12 protein-coding genes are annotated in these 16,479 nt (G+C 68.3%); 8 read left to right on the forward strand and 4 right to left on the reverse strand.

Annotated features, from left to right (window positions below; translation table 11 throughout):
- Nucleotides 1-85 precede the first annotated feature (85 nt).
- Nucleotides 86-949, forward strand: coding sequence for a universal stress protein (locus ABW16_RS21285; protein ID WP_047321188.1), 864 nt, complete (start codon nt 86-88; stop codon nt 947-949).
- Between the two features lie 9 nt (nt 950-958).
- Here ABW16_RS21285 and ABW16_RS21290 read toward each other — a convergent pair whose 3' ends face one another.
- Together ABW16_RS21290 and ABW16_RS21295 are read right to left on the reverse strand one after the other, a co-directional pair.
- Entirely contained in the window at nt 959-3,871 is a 2,913-nt protein-coding gene (locus ABW16_RS21290; RefSeq protein WP_047321189.1) for an MMPL/RND family transporter, read from the reverse strand.
- Complete coding sequence (locus ABW16_RS21295; protein WP_047321190.1) at nt 3,868-4,299, reverse strand: MmpS family transport accessory protein; 432 nt, start codon at nt 4,297-4,299, stop codon at nt 3,868-3,870. The genes ABW16_RS21290 and ABW16_RS21295 overlap by 4 nt, the downstream gene beginning before the upstream one ends.
- A gap of 113 nt (nt 4,300-4,412) precedes the next feature.
- Here ABW16_RS21295 and ABW16_RS21300 point away from each other — a divergent pair, with 113 nt between their 5' ends.
- Entirely contained in the window at nt 4,413-7,736 is a 3,324-nt protein-coding gene (locus ABW16_RS21300) for an error-prone DNA polymerase (protein WP_047321191.1), read from the forward strand.
- A 21-nt stretch (nt 7,737-7,757) separates the two neighbouring features.
- A complete protein-coding gene (locus ABW16_RS21305) occupies nt 7,758-8,405 on the forward strand; it encodes a nitroreductase family protein (protein WP_047321192.1) in 648 nt (215 codons plus the stop codon).
- Nucleotides 8,406-8,560: 155 nt separating this feature from the next.
- Here ABW16_RS21305 and ABW16_RS21310 read toward each other — a convergent pair whose 3' ends face one another.
- Nucleotides 8,561-9,034, reverse strand: a complete 474-nt coding sequence (locus ABW16_RS21310; protein WP_047321193.1) for a tRNA (cytidine(34)-2'-O)-methyltransferase — start codon at nt 9,032-9,034, stop codon at nt 8,561-8,563.
- Nucleotides 9,035-9,452: 418 nt separating this feature from the next.
- Between ABW16_RS21310 and ABW16_RS21315 the strand changes: the two genes are divergently transcribed.
- From ABW16_RS21315 to ABW16_RS21335, 5 genes are read left to right on the forward strand one after another with little or no spacing between them, the layout of a single operon-like run.
- Nucleotides 9,453-12,332: an ATP-binding protein gene (locus ABW16_RS21315; RefSeq protein ID WP_052957032.1), complete on the forward strand. Its 2,880-nt coding sequence runs from the start codon at nt 9,453-9,455 to the stop codon at nt 12,330-12,332.
- Entirely contained in the window at nt 12,329-12,772 is a 444-nt protein-coding gene (locus tag ABW16_RS21320) for a roadblock/LC7 domain-containing protein (RefSeq protein WP_047321195.1), read from the forward strand. The genes ABW16_RS21315 and ABW16_RS21320 overlap by 4 nt, the downstream gene beginning before the upstream one ends.
- Before the next feature lie 17 nt (nt 12,773-12,789).
- Entirely contained in the window at nt 12,790-13,206 is a 417-nt protein-coding gene (locus ABW16_RS21325; protein ID WP_082134266.1) for a DUF742 domain-containing protein, read from the forward strand.
- Complete coding sequence (locus ABW16_RS21330) at nt 13,184-13,786, forward strand: GTP-binding protein (protein ID WP_047321196.1); 603 nt, start codon at nt 13,184-13,186, stop codon at nt 13,784-13,786. The genes ABW16_RS21325 and ABW16_RS21330 overlap by 23 nt, the downstream gene beginning before the upstream one ends.
- The gene (locus ABW16_RS21335) at nt 13,783-14,352 is read left to right on the forward strand and encodes a pentapeptide repeat-containing protein (protein WP_047321197.1); all 570 of its coding nucleotides are present in this window, start codon (nt 13,783-13,785) and stop codon (nt 14,350-14,352) included. Before ABW16_RS21330 ends, ABW16_RS21335 begins: the two co-directional genes overlap by 4 nt.
- A 10-nt stretch (nt 14,353-14,362) precedes the next feature.
- Here ABW16_RS21335 and ABW16_RS21340 read toward each other — a convergent pair.
- Nucleotides 14,363-16,479, reverse strand: a 2,117-nt coding sequence (locus tag ABW16_RS21340; protein ID WP_047321203.1) for an ATP-binding cassette domain-containing protein, incomplete at its 5' end; no start/stop codon positions are given.

A 16,479-nucleotide genomic window follows, 5' to 3' on the forward strand; every position in this document is an offset into this window, starting at 1 on the left:
ACCACGGTGCCACAGCCTCGTTCGGATTAGCGTGGTAGGGGTCCAGAGAGGTCGTCGAGCGCAAAGAGAAAGGTAGGGAGCCCCGATGTCGTCCACTCCCGGAATCCTGGTCGGTGTCGACGGATCGCCGTCGTCGGTGGCGGCAGTCGATTGGGCGGCGCGGGACGCCGCGCTGCACAACCTGCCGCTGAACCTGGTCCACGTGCTCGCTTCCCCGGTGGTGATGACCTTCCCCGAGACACCGATGCCGCCCGGCTACACCGAGTGGCAGCGTGACCAGGGCGAACGCCACCTGCGCGAGGCCGTTGGGATCGCCGAGGCAGCCGGGGCGACGCAGGTCGCCGCCGAGACCGTCGTAGGCTCCACGGTCCCGATACTGGTGGACATGAGCCGCGAGGCCGGCCGCCTGGTGGTCGGGTCCCGCGGGCACGGGCGGATGCGCCGCCTGTTGCTCGGCTCGGTCAGCTCGTCGCTGGTGCGGCACGCGCACTGCCCGGTCGTGGTCATCCACGAGGACCATCGGCGCCCCGACACCGCACCGGTGGTGGTCGGCATCGACGGGTCCCCGGTGTCGGAGGCCGCAACGGCGCTGGCATTCGAAGAGGCCTCGCTGCGCGGGGTGGAACTGATCGCCGTGTATGCCTGGCACGACACCGGCCTGCTGGACTTCCCCGGCATCGACACGGCGGCGATGGCGTCCGAAGGCGAGTTGGCCCTGGCCGAGCGGTTGGCGGGTTGGCGGGAGCGTTACCCCGACGTCACGGTGCGCCGGGTGGTGGTCGATGACCGGCCCGCCGACCAACTCGTCGACCAGTCCCAGGAGGCTCAGCTGGTGGTGGTGGGCAGCCACGGCCGCGGCGGCTTCGCCGGCATGCTGCTGGGTTCGGTCAGCCAGGCGGTGGTGCAGTCGGCGCATGCGCCGGTCGTCGTCGTCCGCCCGGCGCCATAACGGCCGGCGTCAGCTGACCGACACCGGGTCGGTCGTCGGCCGCGGCGCGAGCTGCTGCGCCACCGGAGTCGGCCGCAACGGCACCCGCTGCGGCCACCAGAACCAGCGGCCCAGCAGCGCGGCGATCGACGGCGTCATGAACGAGCGGATCACCAGGGTGTCGATGAGCAGACCCAGGCCGATGGTGGAACCGACCTGACCGATCACCCGTAGGTCGGAGACCAGCATCGACATCATGGTGAACGCGAACACCAGGCCCGCCGAGGTGACCACGGAGCCACTGCCGCCCATGGCGCGGATGATGCCGGTGTTGATTCCGCCGGGGAGTTCTTCCTTCATCCGGGAGACCAGCAGCAGGTTGTAGTCCGAGCCGACCGCCAACAGGATGATCACCGACATCGCCAGCACCATCCAGTGCAGGTCCAGGCCGATGATGTGCTGCCAGATCAGCACCGAGATCCCGAACGACGTGCCCAGTGAGAGCAGCACCGTGCCGACGATCACCGCCGAGGCCACCACGGCCCGGGTGATCAGCAGCATGATGATGAAGATCAGGCACAGCGAGGCGATACCGGCGATGATCAGGTCGTAGGCCGACCCGTCCTTCATGTCTTTGAACATGGCCGCGGTGCCGCCGAGATAGACCTTGGAGCCCTCCAGCGGGGTGCCCTTGAGCGCCTCGTGCACGGCGTGCTTGATCGGCGCGATGTGGCTGACACCCTCCGGCGACATCGGGTCGCCCTCGTGGCTGATGATGAACCGCACCGCGTGCCCGTCGGGGGACAGGAACATCTTCATGCCGCGCTTGAAGTCGGGGTTGTCGAACGCCTCGGGCGGCAGGTAGAACGAGTCGTCGTTCTTGGACTCGTCGAACGCCTTGCCCATGGCGTTCTGGCCTTCCATCATCTTCTCCATCTGAAGCTGCAGGCCCTCCATGGTGGACTGCATCTTCAGCTGGGTGACCCGCATGTTCGACATGGTCTCGATCATCGGCGGCATGATCTCGAGCATCCGCGGGATCAGCCGGTCGAGGTTGTCGATGTCAGGCAGGACCTTTTCGAAATCCTCGGTCATCTGGTCGAGGCCGTCCATCACGTCGAAGATCGACCGGATCGACCAGCAGATCGGGATGTCGAAGCAGTGCGGCTCCCAGTAGAAGTAGCTGCGCATCGGGCGCCACATATCGTCGAAGTCGGCGATCGAGTCGCGCATCTTCTGGATGTCGTCGAGCATGCCGTGCATCTTCACGTCCATGCTGTGGGTGGTCACCGACATCTCGCGGGTGACTTCGAGCATCTGCTTCATGCTCTCGATCGAGACCGCCATGTCGTCGCCCATCTTGAGCATGTTCTTCATGCTGTCGAGCTGGTACTTCATGTTCAGCTGCTGGGTGGTGCCCTGCATGCTGATCGCGAACGGGATCGTGGTGTGCTCGATCGGAGTGCCCAGCGGCCGGGTGATGGTCTGCACCCGCCCGATGCCCGACACCTCGAACACGCGCTTGGCGATCCGGTTGATCACCAGGAAGTCGGCCGGGTTGCGCAGGTCGTGGTCGGTCTCGATCATCAGCAGTTCCGGACTCATCCGGGCCTGGGAGAAGTGCCGGTCCGCGGCGGCGTAGCCGATGTTGGCCGGCACATAGTTGGGCAGGTACTGCCGGTCGTTGTAGTTGGTCCGGTACCCCGGCAGGGTGAGCAGCCCGACCAGGCAGACCGCCGTGGTGGCCACCAGCACCGGCCCCGGCCAGCGCACGATCAACGCGCCGATCCGCCGCCAAGTGCGGATCCGCATCGCCCGCTTGGGTTCCAGCATGCCGAAGCGACTGGCCACCGCCACCACCGCGGAGCCGAAGGTGAGCGCCGCGAGGACCACGACCAGCATGCCGATCGCCAGCGGGACGCCCAGCGACCGGAAGTAGGGCAGCCGGGTGAAGTGCAGGCAGAAGGTCGCGCCGGCGATGGTCAGCCCCGAGCCCAGGATCACGTGCGCGGTGCCGTGATACATGGTGTGGAAAGCCGATTCCTTGTCCTCGCCGAGAGCTCGCGCCTCCTGGTAGCGGCCCAGCAGGAAGATCGCATAGTCCGTCGAGGCGGCGATGGCCAGTGTCACCAGCAGGTTCACCGCGAACGTCGATAGACCGATGATGTTGTGGTAGGCGAGCACGGCCACGACGCCGCGGGCAGCGCTCAGCTCAAAGACCACCATGCCCAGCACCAACAGCACCGTGCCGATCGACCGGTAGATGGACAGCAGCATCGTGATGATCACCACGAACGTCAGCGCGGTGATGATCTTCAGGCTTTTGTCGCCGGCGATGTGCTGATCGGCGTTGAGGGCGGCCCCGCCGGTGACGTAGGCGTGCACCCCTTCGGGTGCCGGGGTGTCGGCGATGATCTGCTGGACGGCCTCGACCGACTCATTGGCCAGGGTCTCGCCCATATTGCCGGCCAGATACACCTGAACATAGGCGGCCTTGCCGTCCGGGCTCTGCGAGCCCGCCGCGGTCAGCGGGTCGCTCCAGAAGTCCTGGATGTGCTCGACGTGGGTGTGGTCGGCCTCCATCTTGGTGACCAACTCGTCGTAATACTTGTGCGCGTCGTCGCCCAGCGGCTGGTCGCCTTCGAGGACCACCATCGCCGAGCTGTCCGACTTGAACTCGTCGAACACCTTGCCGATGCGCATCATCGCGATCATCGACGGAGCGTCCTTGGGGGCCATCGACACCGAGCGCATCTTCCCGACTTCGTCGAGCTGCGGCACGATGACGTTCACCAGCACGGTGATCGCCAGCCAGGCCAGGATGATCGGCACCGCCAGGCGGCGGATCCACGCCGGGATACCGCCACGCTTGGGCGGCTGCTGCGCGGCCGGCAGCGTGTCGGTCGTGGCTTCGGGGTTGGGGTCGCTGGTGTGGTTACTCATGCGGATTTCACAATGCAGAAGGTCTGGGCGCTCACCGGGCTGCTGGAGATTCGTTCGTCTTTGACCTCGCCGTCGATGGTGACCCGGCAGCCGATGGTGGCGCCGTCACCCTGGGCGACGATGTTGGGGCTCACCGCCGGGTTGGTGGTCGACAGGGTCAGCGACCAGGGCAGGCTGGCGCCGTCGATCCGCTGCGGCGTGGCGTCGAGGTCCAGGTAGTTGATGTCGGCGTAGGTGCCGTCCGGGCTGAAGATGTCATAGACCACGACCTTGGGGTGAAACGGCTTGGTGTCCTCGAAGGGGACGGTTCCATTGCCGCTGTCGTCGGCTCCGAAGTAGCCGCGGACTCGCTGCACAGTGAACCCCCCCACCGCGACGACTACGACGATGAGCAGGGGTAACCACGCGCGTCTGACAACGCCGAACATGAAAGCAGTGGCCCTTTCGCATCGTGCCGGAACTGACACAGATTAGTGCATCAAAGTTCTTTTTCACACCCAGCCCAGACTTTTTCGCACGTATGTTCGATATCTTGAAAGGCGTGGGCTGGGGTAGTGGGCCGCCGAGCTGGGCGGAAATGGAACGAGTTCTAGATGGTAAGCCTCGTCACACCGGGATTGCGGCCGGTGTGTCGGCGGATCGCGGCCCGTTGGCCTCGCAGTTCGAGCCGCTCCGGCCGGCTGGGCGAACAGTGTCTTTTCCGCCCTACGCCGAGTTGCACGCGCACTCGGCGTACAGCTTTCTGGACGGTGCCAGCAACCCGCAGGAGCTGGTCGCCGAGGCTGCCCGGCTGGGCCTGCGGGCGATCGCGCTGACCGATCACAACGGTTTGTACGGGGTGGTGCGGTTCGCCGAGGCGGCCGCCGAGCTGGCCGCCGCGGGCCTGGAGATAGGCACCGTGTTCGGCGCCGAGTTATCGCTGGGGCCCCTCCTTTCCAAGGCCCGTACCGATGACCCGGACCCGCCCGGCCCGCACCTGCTGGTGCTGGCCCGCGGCCCGGAGGGCTACCGGCGGTTGTCGCGGCAGATCGCCGCCGCGCACTTGGCCGGCGAAAAGGGCAGGCCGCGTTTCGATCTGGATGCGCTGACCGAGGCCGCGGGCGGGCACTGGCACATCCTGACCGGCTGTCGTAAGGGCCACGTCCGCCAGGCGCTGACCACCGGCGGCCCGGATGCGGCCGCCGCCGCGCTGGCCGACCTGGTGGACCGGTTCGGGGCGGCGCGGGTCAGCGTGGAGCTGACCCGGCACTCCGATCCGTGCGATGACGAGCGCAACGCGGCGCTGGCCGCCCTGGCGCCCCGGTTCGGGGTGGGGCTGGTGGCCACCACCGGCGCGCATTTCGCCCGGCCGGAGCAGGGCCGGCTGGCAATGGCGATGGGGGCGATCCGGGCCCGGCAGTCTTTGGATGCCGCCGCCGGCCGGCTGGCTCCGCTGGGCGGCTCGCATCTGCGGTCCGGTGCGGAGATGGCCCGGTTGTTCGCGCAGTATCCCGAGACGGTCCCGGCCGCGGCCGAACTCGGTGAGCAGTGCGCCTTCGCACTGCGGCTCATCGCCCCGCAGCTGCCGCCCTTCCAGGTGCCGGCCGGGCATACCGAGGACAGCTGGCTGCGCCGGTTGACCCTGGCCGGCGCCGCGGAACGTTACGGGCCGCCGGACCGAGGGCCGTTGGCCCGCAAAGCCTACGCGCAGATCGAGCATGAACTGAATGTCATTGCCACGTTGGGGTTTCCGGGCTATTTCCTGGTGGTGCACGACATCACCCGGTTCTGCCGGCGCAGTGACATCCTGTGCCAGGGCCGGGGATCGGCGGCCAACTCCGCGGTCTGCTATGCCCTCGGTGTCACCGCGGTGGATCCGGTCGGCAATGGGCTGCTGTTCGAGCGGTTCCTGTCGTCGGAACGCGACGAGCCCCCCGACATCGACATCGACATCGAGTCGGACCGGCGCGAAGAGGTCATCCAGTATGTCTACGAGCGCTACGGGCGGGACTACACCGCCCAGGTCGCCAACGTCATCACCTACCGGGGCCGCAGCGCGGTGCGCGACATGGCCCGGGCGCTGGGTTATTCACCGGGGCAGCAGGACGCTTGGAGCAAACAGGTCGGCCGGTGGCACGGGGTGGCGGAATCCTCCGACACCGAAGGCATTCCCGAAGCGGTGATCGACTTGGCGACCCAGATCGCCGACCTGCCTCGGCACCTGGGGATCCACTCCGGCGGCATGGTGATCTGTGACCGCCCGATCGCCGATGTGTGCCCGGTGGAGTGGGCACGCATGGCGGGGCGCAGCGTGCTGCAGTGGGACAAAGACGACTGTGCGGCAATCGGTCTGGTGAAGTTCGACCTGCTCGGGCTGGGCATGCTCTCGGCGCTGCACTACATGAAAGATCTGGTGGCGCAGCATAAGGGTGTCGAGGTGGACTTCGCCCGAATCGATCTGTCCGAGCCCGCGGTGTACGAGATGCTGACGAGGGCGGATTCCGTCGGGGTGTTTCAGGTGGAGTCGCGCGCCCAGATGGCCACCCTGCCGCGGCTGAAGCCGCGGGTGTTCTACGACCTGGTGGTGGAGGTTGCGCTGATCCGCCCGGGACCGATCCAGGGCGGCTCGGTGCACCCCTACATCCAGCGGCGCAATGACCACAACGACCCGGACCGGGTCGACTACGAGCACCCGTCGATGAAACCTGCGCTGCGCAAGACGTTGGGGGTGCCGCTGTTTCAGGAACAGCTGATGCAACTCGCCGTCGACTGTGCGGGGTTCTCACCGGCCGAAGCCGACCAGCTGCGCCGTGCCATGGGTTCCAAACGGTCCACCGAGCGGATGCGGCAGCTGCGCACCCGGTTCTACGACGGCATGGCCGAGTGTCACGGCATCACCGGTGCGGTGGCCGACCGGATCTACGAAAAGCTGGAAGCCTTCGCCAATTACGGCTTTCCCGAGAGTCACGCGATGAGCTTCGCGTCGCTGGTGTTCTACTCTGCCTGGTTCAAGCTGCACCACCCGGCGGCATTCTGCGCCGGGCTGCTGCGGGCGCAGCCGATGGGTTTTTACTCGCCGCAGTCACTGGTGGCCGATGCCCGCCGGCACGGAGTCCTCGTGCACGGTCCGGACGTCAACGCCAGCCTGGCGCACGCCACGCTGGCCGAAGCCGGAACGCAGGTCCGGATCGGACTGGGCGTCGTCCGTGGTGTCGGTGTCGATCTTGCCGAGCGGCTGGTGGCCGACCGCGAAGCTCATGGCCCGTTCGCTTCGCTGCTGGATCTGACTGCCCGGGTTCAGCTTTCAGCGGCGCAGGCCGAGGCGCTGGCGACTGCCGGCGCGTTCGACTGCTTCGGCATGTCGCGCCGCGAGGCGCTGTGGACGGCCGCGGCAGCGGCGGGGCAGCGGCCGGACCGGCTGCCCGGGGTGGGGGTGGCCGGATATGATGGGCGCACTCCAGCACTGCCCGGGATGAGCGCGATCGAGCTGGCCGCCGCCAATGTGTGGGCCACCGGGGTGTCCCCAGACAGCTATCCGACGCAGTTCCTGCGCGCCGATCTCGATGCGCTCGGGGTGATCCCCGCCGACCAGCTGCTGAGCGTGCCCGACGGCACCCGGGTGCTCATCGCCGGGGCGGTGACGCACCGGCAACGGCCGTCGACCGCCCGCGGGGTCACGTTCGTCAACCTCGAGGACGAGACCGGGATGGTCAACGTGCTGTGTACCCCGGGGGTGTGGACGAGGCATCGACGGCTGGCGCAGACCGCGACGGCACTGCTGATCCGCGGGCGGGTGCAGAACGCCAGCGGGGCGGTCACCGTGCTGGCCGATCGGCTGGGCTCCCTTGAGTTGACCGTGAGTTCGCGCTCCCGGGATTTCCGGTAGCCGCGACGGTAACCTCCACCCATGAACCTCAACTTGTCCGCCGACGAAGTCTTGACCACCACGCGATCGGTCCGCAAACGCCTCGATCTCGACAAGCCGGTTCCCCGCGAGGTGCTGATGGAGTGCCTGGAGATCGCCCTGCAAGCCCCCACCGGATCCAATGCTCAGGGCTGGCAGTGGATGTTCGTCACCGACCCGGTCAAGAAGCAGGCGCTCGCCGACATCTACCGCGCCAACGCCCTGCCGTATCTGAACCGGATGAGGCCGGACTACGGCGACGGTGACGTGCGCAGCGAGCGGATGGAGTTCATCAGCGGCTCGGCCAGATATCTGGCCGAGAACCTGCAGGACGTACCGGTGCTGATGATCCCCTGCCTGGAAGGCAAGCCGGAGACCGGGTCGCTGGGGTTCGGCGCATCGTTCTGGGCGTCACTGTTCCCGGCTGCGTGGAGCTACTGCCTGGCGTTGCGCAACCGCGGGCTGGGTTCCTGCTGGACGACGCTGCACCTGTTGGGCGACGGCGAGCAGCAGGCCGCCGAGGTGCTCGGCATCCCCTATGAGGAGTACAGCCAGGGCGGGCTGTTCCCGATCGCCTACACCAAGGGCACCGACTTCAAGCCGGCCAAGCGGCTGCCGGCCGAGCAGGTGGCGCACTTCGACACGTGGTGATCGCAAGCGCGGCGGAGCCGGGCGCTGGGGATGCCGCCCGTGAGTGGGAATTTGACGACGCGACACGCCGCTGTCACGTCGTCAAATTCTCTCTGGGCACTTGTGCAGCGGCGCGATCGCAGCCGGCGGAACGCAGCTCGTGAACAAGCCGGTAGCTATACCCCGTCGGCGAACCCGTGCTGGCGCCACGCCTCATAGACCGCGACGGCGGCGGCGTTCGACAGGTTCAGTGACCGCCGCCCGGCCAGCATTGGGATGCGCACTCGCGCGGTGATATGTGGGTCGGCCAGCGTCACCTCGTCCAAGCCGGTGGGCTCGGGGCCGAACATCAGCACGTCACCGGGCTGATAGCTCACGTCGGTGTAGGGGGTGTGCGCGCCCGCGGTGAACGCGAAGACCCGGGCCCCGCTCAATACGCCCAGCGCCTCCCAGGCCGCCGGCAGCGACGGGTGCACCCGCACCCAGGCCAGATCGTGATAGTCCAAACCGGCCCGCCGCAGCTTCGGTTCGGCGAGGTCGAAACCCAGAGGTTCCACCAGATGAAGTTCCGCACCCGTGGCCGCCACCATCCGGATCGCGTTGCCGGTGTTGGGCGGGATACGGGGCGAATAGAACATCACTTTGAACACAACTGCATCCTCGTATGACGACAAGCCAAGAAGCGACCCACCTCCGGTTGACGCGTATCGGGCGGGCTAGGTGCGCTGATCATTCGACCGGTCCGCTGAGGTGAAGTCAGCCGGTGTCTGGTGTCGCGACCACCAGCGCGCGGCCGCCCTTTGCCGGTGGCCGTCGAGAGCCGGCGCGGGCCAGCCCGTCGGTCTGTTTGCTCGACCGGAGTTCGCGAAGACACGCGAAGGTCTCGGAAAGTGTTCTGTTCAGTAAAAATTCTGGTCATGCCTGCGGCCGACTGTCATACTCGTCCAATTGCTATGCCGTGAAACACACCGCAACCTGCTGTGCGGGTGCGATGTCCGGAGAGAGTCCGATGAATGAGGCGCAGACGGTGAATTTCAGCCGAGCGGTCGGCGAACCGGCCGCTGACCGGTGACGCTCTTTGACCACCCAGACGGGGTGGACCAGGCCCTGGACGAACCAGCCGAGGGCGGCCACAAGCCCGAGGCCGCGGCGGTCAAACGCCCCTCGCGATGGTCGGTGCGCAACTGGCCGGTGCGGTGGAAGGTGCTGGCGATCGCGTTGCTGCCGTTGGCGCTGGCCGGGCTCTTCGGCGGACTGCGGATCTCCAATGCGCTCACCGAGTCCAACCGGCTGCGGTTGGTCGCCGACCGCGCCGAGATGATCCCGGCGATCACCAATTACATGTCGGCGCTGGGCGACGCGCTGGTGGCTGCATCCTCCGACGGTGACGCCGAGGGCGCCCGGAAAAACTTCGAAAACCGCAAGTACGAACTCCAGTCTCGGCTGTCGCACACCGACGTGGCGACCGATGTGCGGTCCGGCGTGGAGACGCTGATCGAGCGCGGCCAGGGGTTGCTGAGCCTGGTCTCGACCACCGGTGTCGGCCTGCGCGAGGAGGTGACCGGCTACGCGCCGATCCTGCTGACCGCCGAGGACGCCATCAACGGGTCGGTGCGGTTGGACAGCGAGCGGATCCGCGCCCAGACCGAGGGCCTGAGTCGTGCGGTCGGCGCCCGGGGCCAGATGATGATGCAAGAGCTGCTGGTCAATCGCGGTGGCGAGCTTCCCGATCCGGAGCTGCGCAGCTCGATGATGACCTTGGCCGGCACCGAGCCGTCGACGCTGTTCGGGATGACCGAGGTGCTCGGCGTGGACTCCCCGGACGCCAAGTCGCTGCAACAGCAGCTGGTGACCCGGATGTCGATCATGTCCGACCCGGAACAGGTGCTGCCCAACAACCCGGTGCTGCGCGACTCGATCCGCACCACCGACCAGATCGCTGCCCGGCTGATCAGCGAGAACACCGGGGCGGTCACCGCGGCGGTGGAAGACCGGGCCGCGGACCGGCGCGCCGCCGCCCTGCGTGACATCGTGCTGGTGCTGGCCGCGATCACCGCCACGCTGCTGGCGGTGTGGTTGGTGGCGCGCTCGTTGGTGCGCCCCCTGCGCACCCTGCGCGACAGCGCGTTGCAGGTCGCCCACATCGACCTCGAACAGGAGATCACCCGGTTGCGTGCCGGCGTACCCGGGTCAGACCGCGACCCCGACCCGCTGCCGGTTTACACCACCGAGGAGGTCGGGCAGGTCGCCCACGCCGTCGACGAACTGCACGCCCAAGCGCTGCTGCTCGCCGGTGACGAGGCACGGCTGCGACGCCTGGTCAACGAGATGTTCGAGACGATGTCACGGCGCAACCGGTCCCTGGTGGACCAGCAGTTGGCCCTCATCGACCGGCTGGAACGCAACGAGGACGACCCGGACCGACTGGAGAGCTTGTTCCGCCTGGACCACCTGGCCGCCCGGATGCGGCGCAACGGCGCGAACCTGCTGGTGCTGGCCGGCGCACGGGCGTCGCAGGAGCGGGGCCGGCCGGTTCCACTGGCGACCCTGATCAGCGCGGCCGCCTCGGAGGTGGAGGGCTACGAACGGGTGCAGACCGTGCTGGTGCCCGACGCCACCGTGATCGGCGCCGCCGCCGCGGACTGCGTGCACCTGCTCGCGGAGTTGATCGACAACGCGCTGCGCTATTCGGCGCCGACGGAGCCGGTGCGGGTGGTGGCCGGTTTCGAGAACGACGGCGGGGTGGTGGTCGAGGTCGTCGACGTCGGATTGGGGATGACCGACGCCGACCTGCGGATGGCCAACATGCGTCTGGCGGCCGGCGGTGAGTTCAGTCCGGAGAACGCCCGCCACATGGGCCTGTTCGTGATCTCCCGGCTGGCGGCCCGCCACGAGATCGAGGTTCGGCTGTTCCCGGCGTCGCAGGGATCGCGCGGTATCACCGCCGAGGTGTATCTGCCGCCGCACCTGCTGACCGTCAGGCCCGTCGAGGAGCCCGCGCCGGTGCCCGCGCCGCCCGTTCAGCCCTACTTCGCTCCCGCCGAGCCGCCGCAGCCCGAACCAGCGCGGTACGAAGCGGAACCGTACGTGCCCGAACCGTACGGACCCGAGCCCTACCAGTCGGATGAGCCCTACGAGGACGCCGAGTTCGCCGAGCCCGGGCCGGTCATCTCGCTGCTGCCGCGACGCAGCCCGGGGTCCAGCGGCATCACCGGTGTGCCCTCCCCGCAACCGGTACCACCCGCGCAGGTACCGAGCGCCGGCGACCGAGTACGCCGCGAGCTGCCGCAACCGTGGTGGGAAACCGAGGAGCAGGGCGCGGGGCAGTCGGGCGCACCGGCTCCGGATCCGCAGCGGGCGCCCGAACCGGCGGCCGAGAAGTTTGTTCCCGCTGACACGTCGGGGTTTTTCGCGGCGCGTGCCCGAGTCGGCCCCGCGGCCCCCGAGCCCGAGACCGACTCGATCTACCAGCGGATGCTCTCGGAGTCGGTGGGCAACGACCCCAACGAGCCCGGCCTGCGCGCCGACCTGGACTGGCAGTCGGTGTGGGACCGCGGCTGGTCGGTAGCCGCCGAAGCGGAGAATGTGCCGGTGGTCGCCCACACCGAACACGGCCTGCCGGTCCGCGAACCCGGCGCCCGGCTGGTGCCCGGCTCAGCCGCGGCAGAGGCGCCGCCGGCGGATGCGGAAGACCCCCAACCCGCCGCGCACCAACCGGGTGACCCAGAACAGCCGGTAACATCCAACGGCGTACCGCCCCAACCCGCCCCCGAGCCACTGGAACGGGACCCCGCGGCGATCCGCTCGTCGATCAGCAGTCACTTCGGCGGGGTGCACGCCGCACGATCGCACGTCCGGGAAAACGGCCTGGAGAAGGGCTCAGAACAAGGCCCGGAAAAGGGCTTAGACAAAGGCTTCGACACCGACCAGGGACAGAACCAGCAATGACTTTCCCAACCGATCCCACCGCAGCGCGCCGTACCGCCGAAAACTCGTTGGACTGGCTGGTCTCCAATTTCGCCCGCGAGGTGCCCGGCGTCTCGCATGCGGTGCTGGTGTCGGTCGACGGTCTGACAGTGGCGGCCAGTGAGCACCTGCCCACGGAGCGGGCCGACCAGTTGGCCGCCGTGGCGTCCGGACTGGCCAGCTTGGCAACCGGGGCGTCGCAGTTGTTCGAAGGCGGCCGGGTACTGCAGTCGGTGGTGGAGATGGAGCACGGCTACCTGCTGCTGATGCGGGTCGGGGACGGCTCGCACCTGGCGACGCTGGCGAGCACATCCTGCGATATCGGCCAGATCGGGTACGAGATGGCGGTTCTGGTGGAACGAGTCGGAGCGGTGGTGCAGTCGTCGCGCCGGTCGGCGCCGTCGCAGGGCGGTCACTCGTGAGGTGCCGGTGAATGGTGATGGACATCCCCGAGAATTGGGCGCGCCCGCGGGCGCCGGAGCTCCCAGATGCCCCAGAGCCCCCGGAAACTGAGGCCAACCTGGTGCGCCCATACACGCTGACCGCCGGTCGAACCCACACCGACGTGCCGTTGCCGCTGGAGGCCCCGGTGCAGACCCTGCGGATGGCGCCGCCCAACCAATGGCCGGTCAACGATCCGCGCGGCCGGATCGTCGAACTGTGTCAGGGAGCGCCGTCGGTCGCCGAGATCTCTGCCCGGCTGAACCTGCCGCTGGGCGTCGCGCGCGTCCTGGTGGGTGATCTGGTCACGTCGGGATACCTTCGGGTGCGTGCCACCCTGACCGAGGCATCCACCCGCGACGAACGCCGAGACCTGATAGGAAGGACCCTTCGTGGCCTACGAGCGCTCGGATAGGCCCTCGGACAGGTCCGCAGCTCCGCGAGACTCGGCCTCGACGAAGATCGTCATCGCCGGCGGATTCGGGGTCGGCAAGACCACGTTTGTCGGTACGGTCTCGGAGATCATGCCGTTGCGCACCGAAGCGCTGGTCACCGATGCCTCCGCCGGTGTCGACGGTCTGGAGGCCACCCCCGACAAGCGGACCACCACGGTGGCGATGGACTTCGGCCGCATCACGCTGGCCGACGACTTGGTGCTGTACCTGTTCGGCACGCCGGGCCAGCGCCGGTTCTGGTTCATGTGGGACGACCTGGTGCGCGGCGCGATCGGCGCGATCATCCTGGTCGACTGCCGCCGGCTACAGGACAGCTTCGCCGCGGTGGACTTCTTCGAGCACCGCAATCTGCCGTTCCTGATCGCGGTCAACGAATTCGACGGCGCGCCACGTTATCCGGTCGCCGCGGTCCGCAAGGCCCTGGCACTGGCCGAACACATCCCGGTGATCACCGTCGACGCGCGTGACCCCCGGTCGGCCCGCGACGCGCTCATCGCGATCAGCGAATACGCGCTGTCCACCCTGGCGCCGCAGGCTTGAGCGCCGCGCACGAGTGGACCGGGCGCGAGTTGGCCGGCCACGACTTCCGCGATGCGGACCTGTCGCGGCTGCGCACCGAGCGGGTGGTGTTCGACGAATGCGACTTCACCGGCGCCGACCTCGGCGAGTCGGTGCACCGGGGATCGGCATTCCGCAATTGTCGCTTCGAGCGGGCCTCGCTGTGGCATTCCGAGTTCGTCCAGTGCAGCATGCTCGGCTCCCAGTTCGTGCAGTGCCGGATGCGGCCGCTGGTGTTCGACGAGGTGGACTTCACCCTGGCCGGGCTCGGCGGCAGTGACCTGCGGGCGGTGGACCTGAGCGGCTGTCGGCTGCGAGAAGCCAACCTGGTGGAGGCAGACCTGCGCAAAGCGGTGCTGCGGGGCGCGGATCTGACCGGCGCCCGGACTATCGGCACCCGGCTGGACGAGGCGGACCTGCGTGGCGCGCGGGTCGACCCCACGCTGTGGACCACCGCGTCGCTGACCGGCGCGCGGATCGACATCGCCCAGGCGCTGAGTTATGCGGCCGCCCACGGGCTGCGCCTGGACAGCGCGCAGGACTCCTGAACGCTGCCGGCTAGCGCTTGAGCCGGATCTTCCACCACACCAGCACGGTGTAGAACAACGACAGCAGCGCCAGCATCCCCATGTCCAGCAGATAGATGCCCTTGGTGTGGTCCCAGATGTGGTCTTTGGGGATCTGCGGCACGTTGACCAGCTTGTTGAAGTCGATCGCGGAGGCGCCCGCGGCGTACCCCCACCGGCCCGGCGTCACCCAGGCCGCCTGCGCCAGCCCGGCGCGCCCGGTCACCGGGATCATGCCGCCGGCCAGCACCAGCTGCGACATGATCGAGACCACCAGCATCGGCATGATCTGCTCGTTGGACTGCGCGAACGACGACAAAGCCAGGCCCAGTACCGCGGAGGCCACACAAGTCCCGGCCACGGCGAGGAACAAGTCGAAATTCGCACTGCCGAACATCACGGCGCCCTGCGTCGGCCCGCCCTTGCCCAGAATCACGATGACGGTGGCGATCGCCCCCTGCACCGTGGCGAACGCGCAGAACACCGTGACCTTGGCCAGCAGATAGGCCACGGTCGACAGGCCCACGGCCTGTTCTCGTCTGAAGATCGGGCGTTCGCCGATCAGATCTCGAATAGTCAGCGCGGTGCCCATGAAGACCGCGCCGATGATGAGCAGCACCATGATGTACTGCGGCTCGGTCGGCGCATCGGGCCCGGGCATCCCGAGACCACCGTTGCCCTTCACCGTCAGCGACAACGCGCCCACGATAAAGGGAAGCACCGCCAGGAAGACCGAATAGCCCCGGTCGGAGACGATCAGCCGGACCTGGCGGCGGGCGATCGTCGACAGCTGTTTGCGCAGGCTTTCCGCCGGCGGGCTGCCCAAGTCGGCCGGCGGCGTCGACGGGACTGCGGCCGGCGCGCCCTGGTGGCCGCCGTCGCGCTCCAGGAACCGTCGGTTGGCTTCGTCCGGGTCGGCGCCGACATTGGCGAAGATGTCGGCGTAGTTGTCGGCCCCCATCGCCGAGAAGACCTCTTTGGGCGGGCCGTTGTAGGCCGTCTTGCCGCCGGGGGCGATCAGCAGGATCTGGTCGCACACGTCGAGGTAGGACACCGAGTGGGTGACCACCAGCACCACGCGGCCGGCGTCGGCCAGCCCGCGCAGCATCAGCATCACCTGGCGGTCCAGGGCCGGGTCCAGTCCCGAGGTCGGCTCGTCGAGCAACAGCAGCGACGGCCCGGTCAACAGCTCCAGGGCCACCGAGGCACGTTTGCGCTGGCCACCGGAGAGCTTGTCCACCCGGGTGTCGGCGTGCTTGGTCAGCTCGAGTTCCTCGAGCACCTGTGCGACGGCCTTGTCCCGGTCGGCTTTGCTGCTGTCCGGCGGCAGTCGCAGTTCGGCGGCGTAACCCAGCGCCTGGTTGACGGTGAGCTGACGGTGCACCACGTCGTCCTGCGGCACCATCCCGATCCGGCTGCGCAACGAGGCGTACTCGGTGTGGATGTTGTGGCCCTCGAAGGTGACCGAACCCGCGGTCGGCCTGGTGTAGCCGGCGATCAGCCGCGACAGCGTCGTCTTGCCGGCACCCGAGCCGCCGATGATCGCGGTCAAGGTGCCCGGCCGGGCCGTCAGCGAGATGTTGTTGAGCAGTCGTTTGCCGCCCTCGACGTCGAAGCAGACATCGCGGACTTCCAGGCCGCCGGTGCGGGTCGCGGCTTCGGTGCGGCGCAGCAGGGTGCCGCCGGTGAACTCCAGGTCGACGTTGCCGATCGTGACCAGGTCGCCCTCGGTCAGGATCGCCGAGCCGATCCGAACGCCGTTGACGAACGTGCCGTTGATGCTTCGGCTGTCGCGGATCTCGGTGCCCAGCGGCGTGGGAATCAGCATGGCGTGGTGGCGGGAGGCCAGCACGTCGGAGATCACGACGTCGTTGTCGGTGGCACGGCCGATGGTCAAGGCCCCGGCCGGAGCGTCCGGCGCGGAGCTGGAGGCCGGCCGCAGGATGTCGATCATGCGGGTGGCGATGTTGCCGACCTCCGGCGGCGTCGCCGACACCGGCGCCATCCGGGTGGCCGGTTGATGCGGGGGGAACACCTCCGCGGGCGCGAGCGGTTGGGGGGGAGATTGGTAGCCGGGGCGCAGTGCGGCATCCGGGGCCGGGCCGGGGG

The organism is Mycolicibacter heraklionensis, from assembly GCF_001021505.1.
Taxonomy (GTDB): domain Bacteria; phylum Actinomycetota; class Actinomycetes; order Mycobacteriales; family Mycobacteriaceae; genus Mycobacterium; species Mycobacterium heraklionense.

What these genes read in the sequence shown, in the direction of transcription:
- ABW16_RS21285 (WP_047321188.1), top strand. Translation starts at nt 86, where the DNA reads ATGTCGTCCACTCCCGGAATCCTGGTCGGTGTCGACGGATCGCCGTCG.
- ABW16_RS21290 (WP_047321189.1), bottom strand. Translation starts at nt 3,871, where the DNA reads ATGAGTAACCACACCAGCGACCCCAACCCCGAAGCCACGACCGACACG.
- ABW16_RS21295 (WP_047321190.1), bottom strand. Translation starts at nt 4,299, where the DNA reads ATGTTCGGCGTTGTCAGACGCGCGTGGTTACCCCTGCTCATCGTCGTA.
- ABW16_RS21305 (WP_047321192.1), top strand. Translation starts at nt 7,758, where the DNA reads ATGAACCTCAACTTGTCCGCCGACGAAGTCTTGACCACCACGCGATCG.
- ABW16_RS21320 (WP_047321195.1), top strand. Translation starts at nt 12,329, where the DNA reads ATGACTTTCCCAACCGATCCCACCGCAGCGCGCCGTACCGCCGAAAAC.
- ABW16_RS21325 (WP_082134266.1), top strand. Translation starts at nt 12,790, where the DNA reads ATGGACATCCCCGAGAATTGGGCGCGCCCGCGGGCGCCGGAGCTCCCA.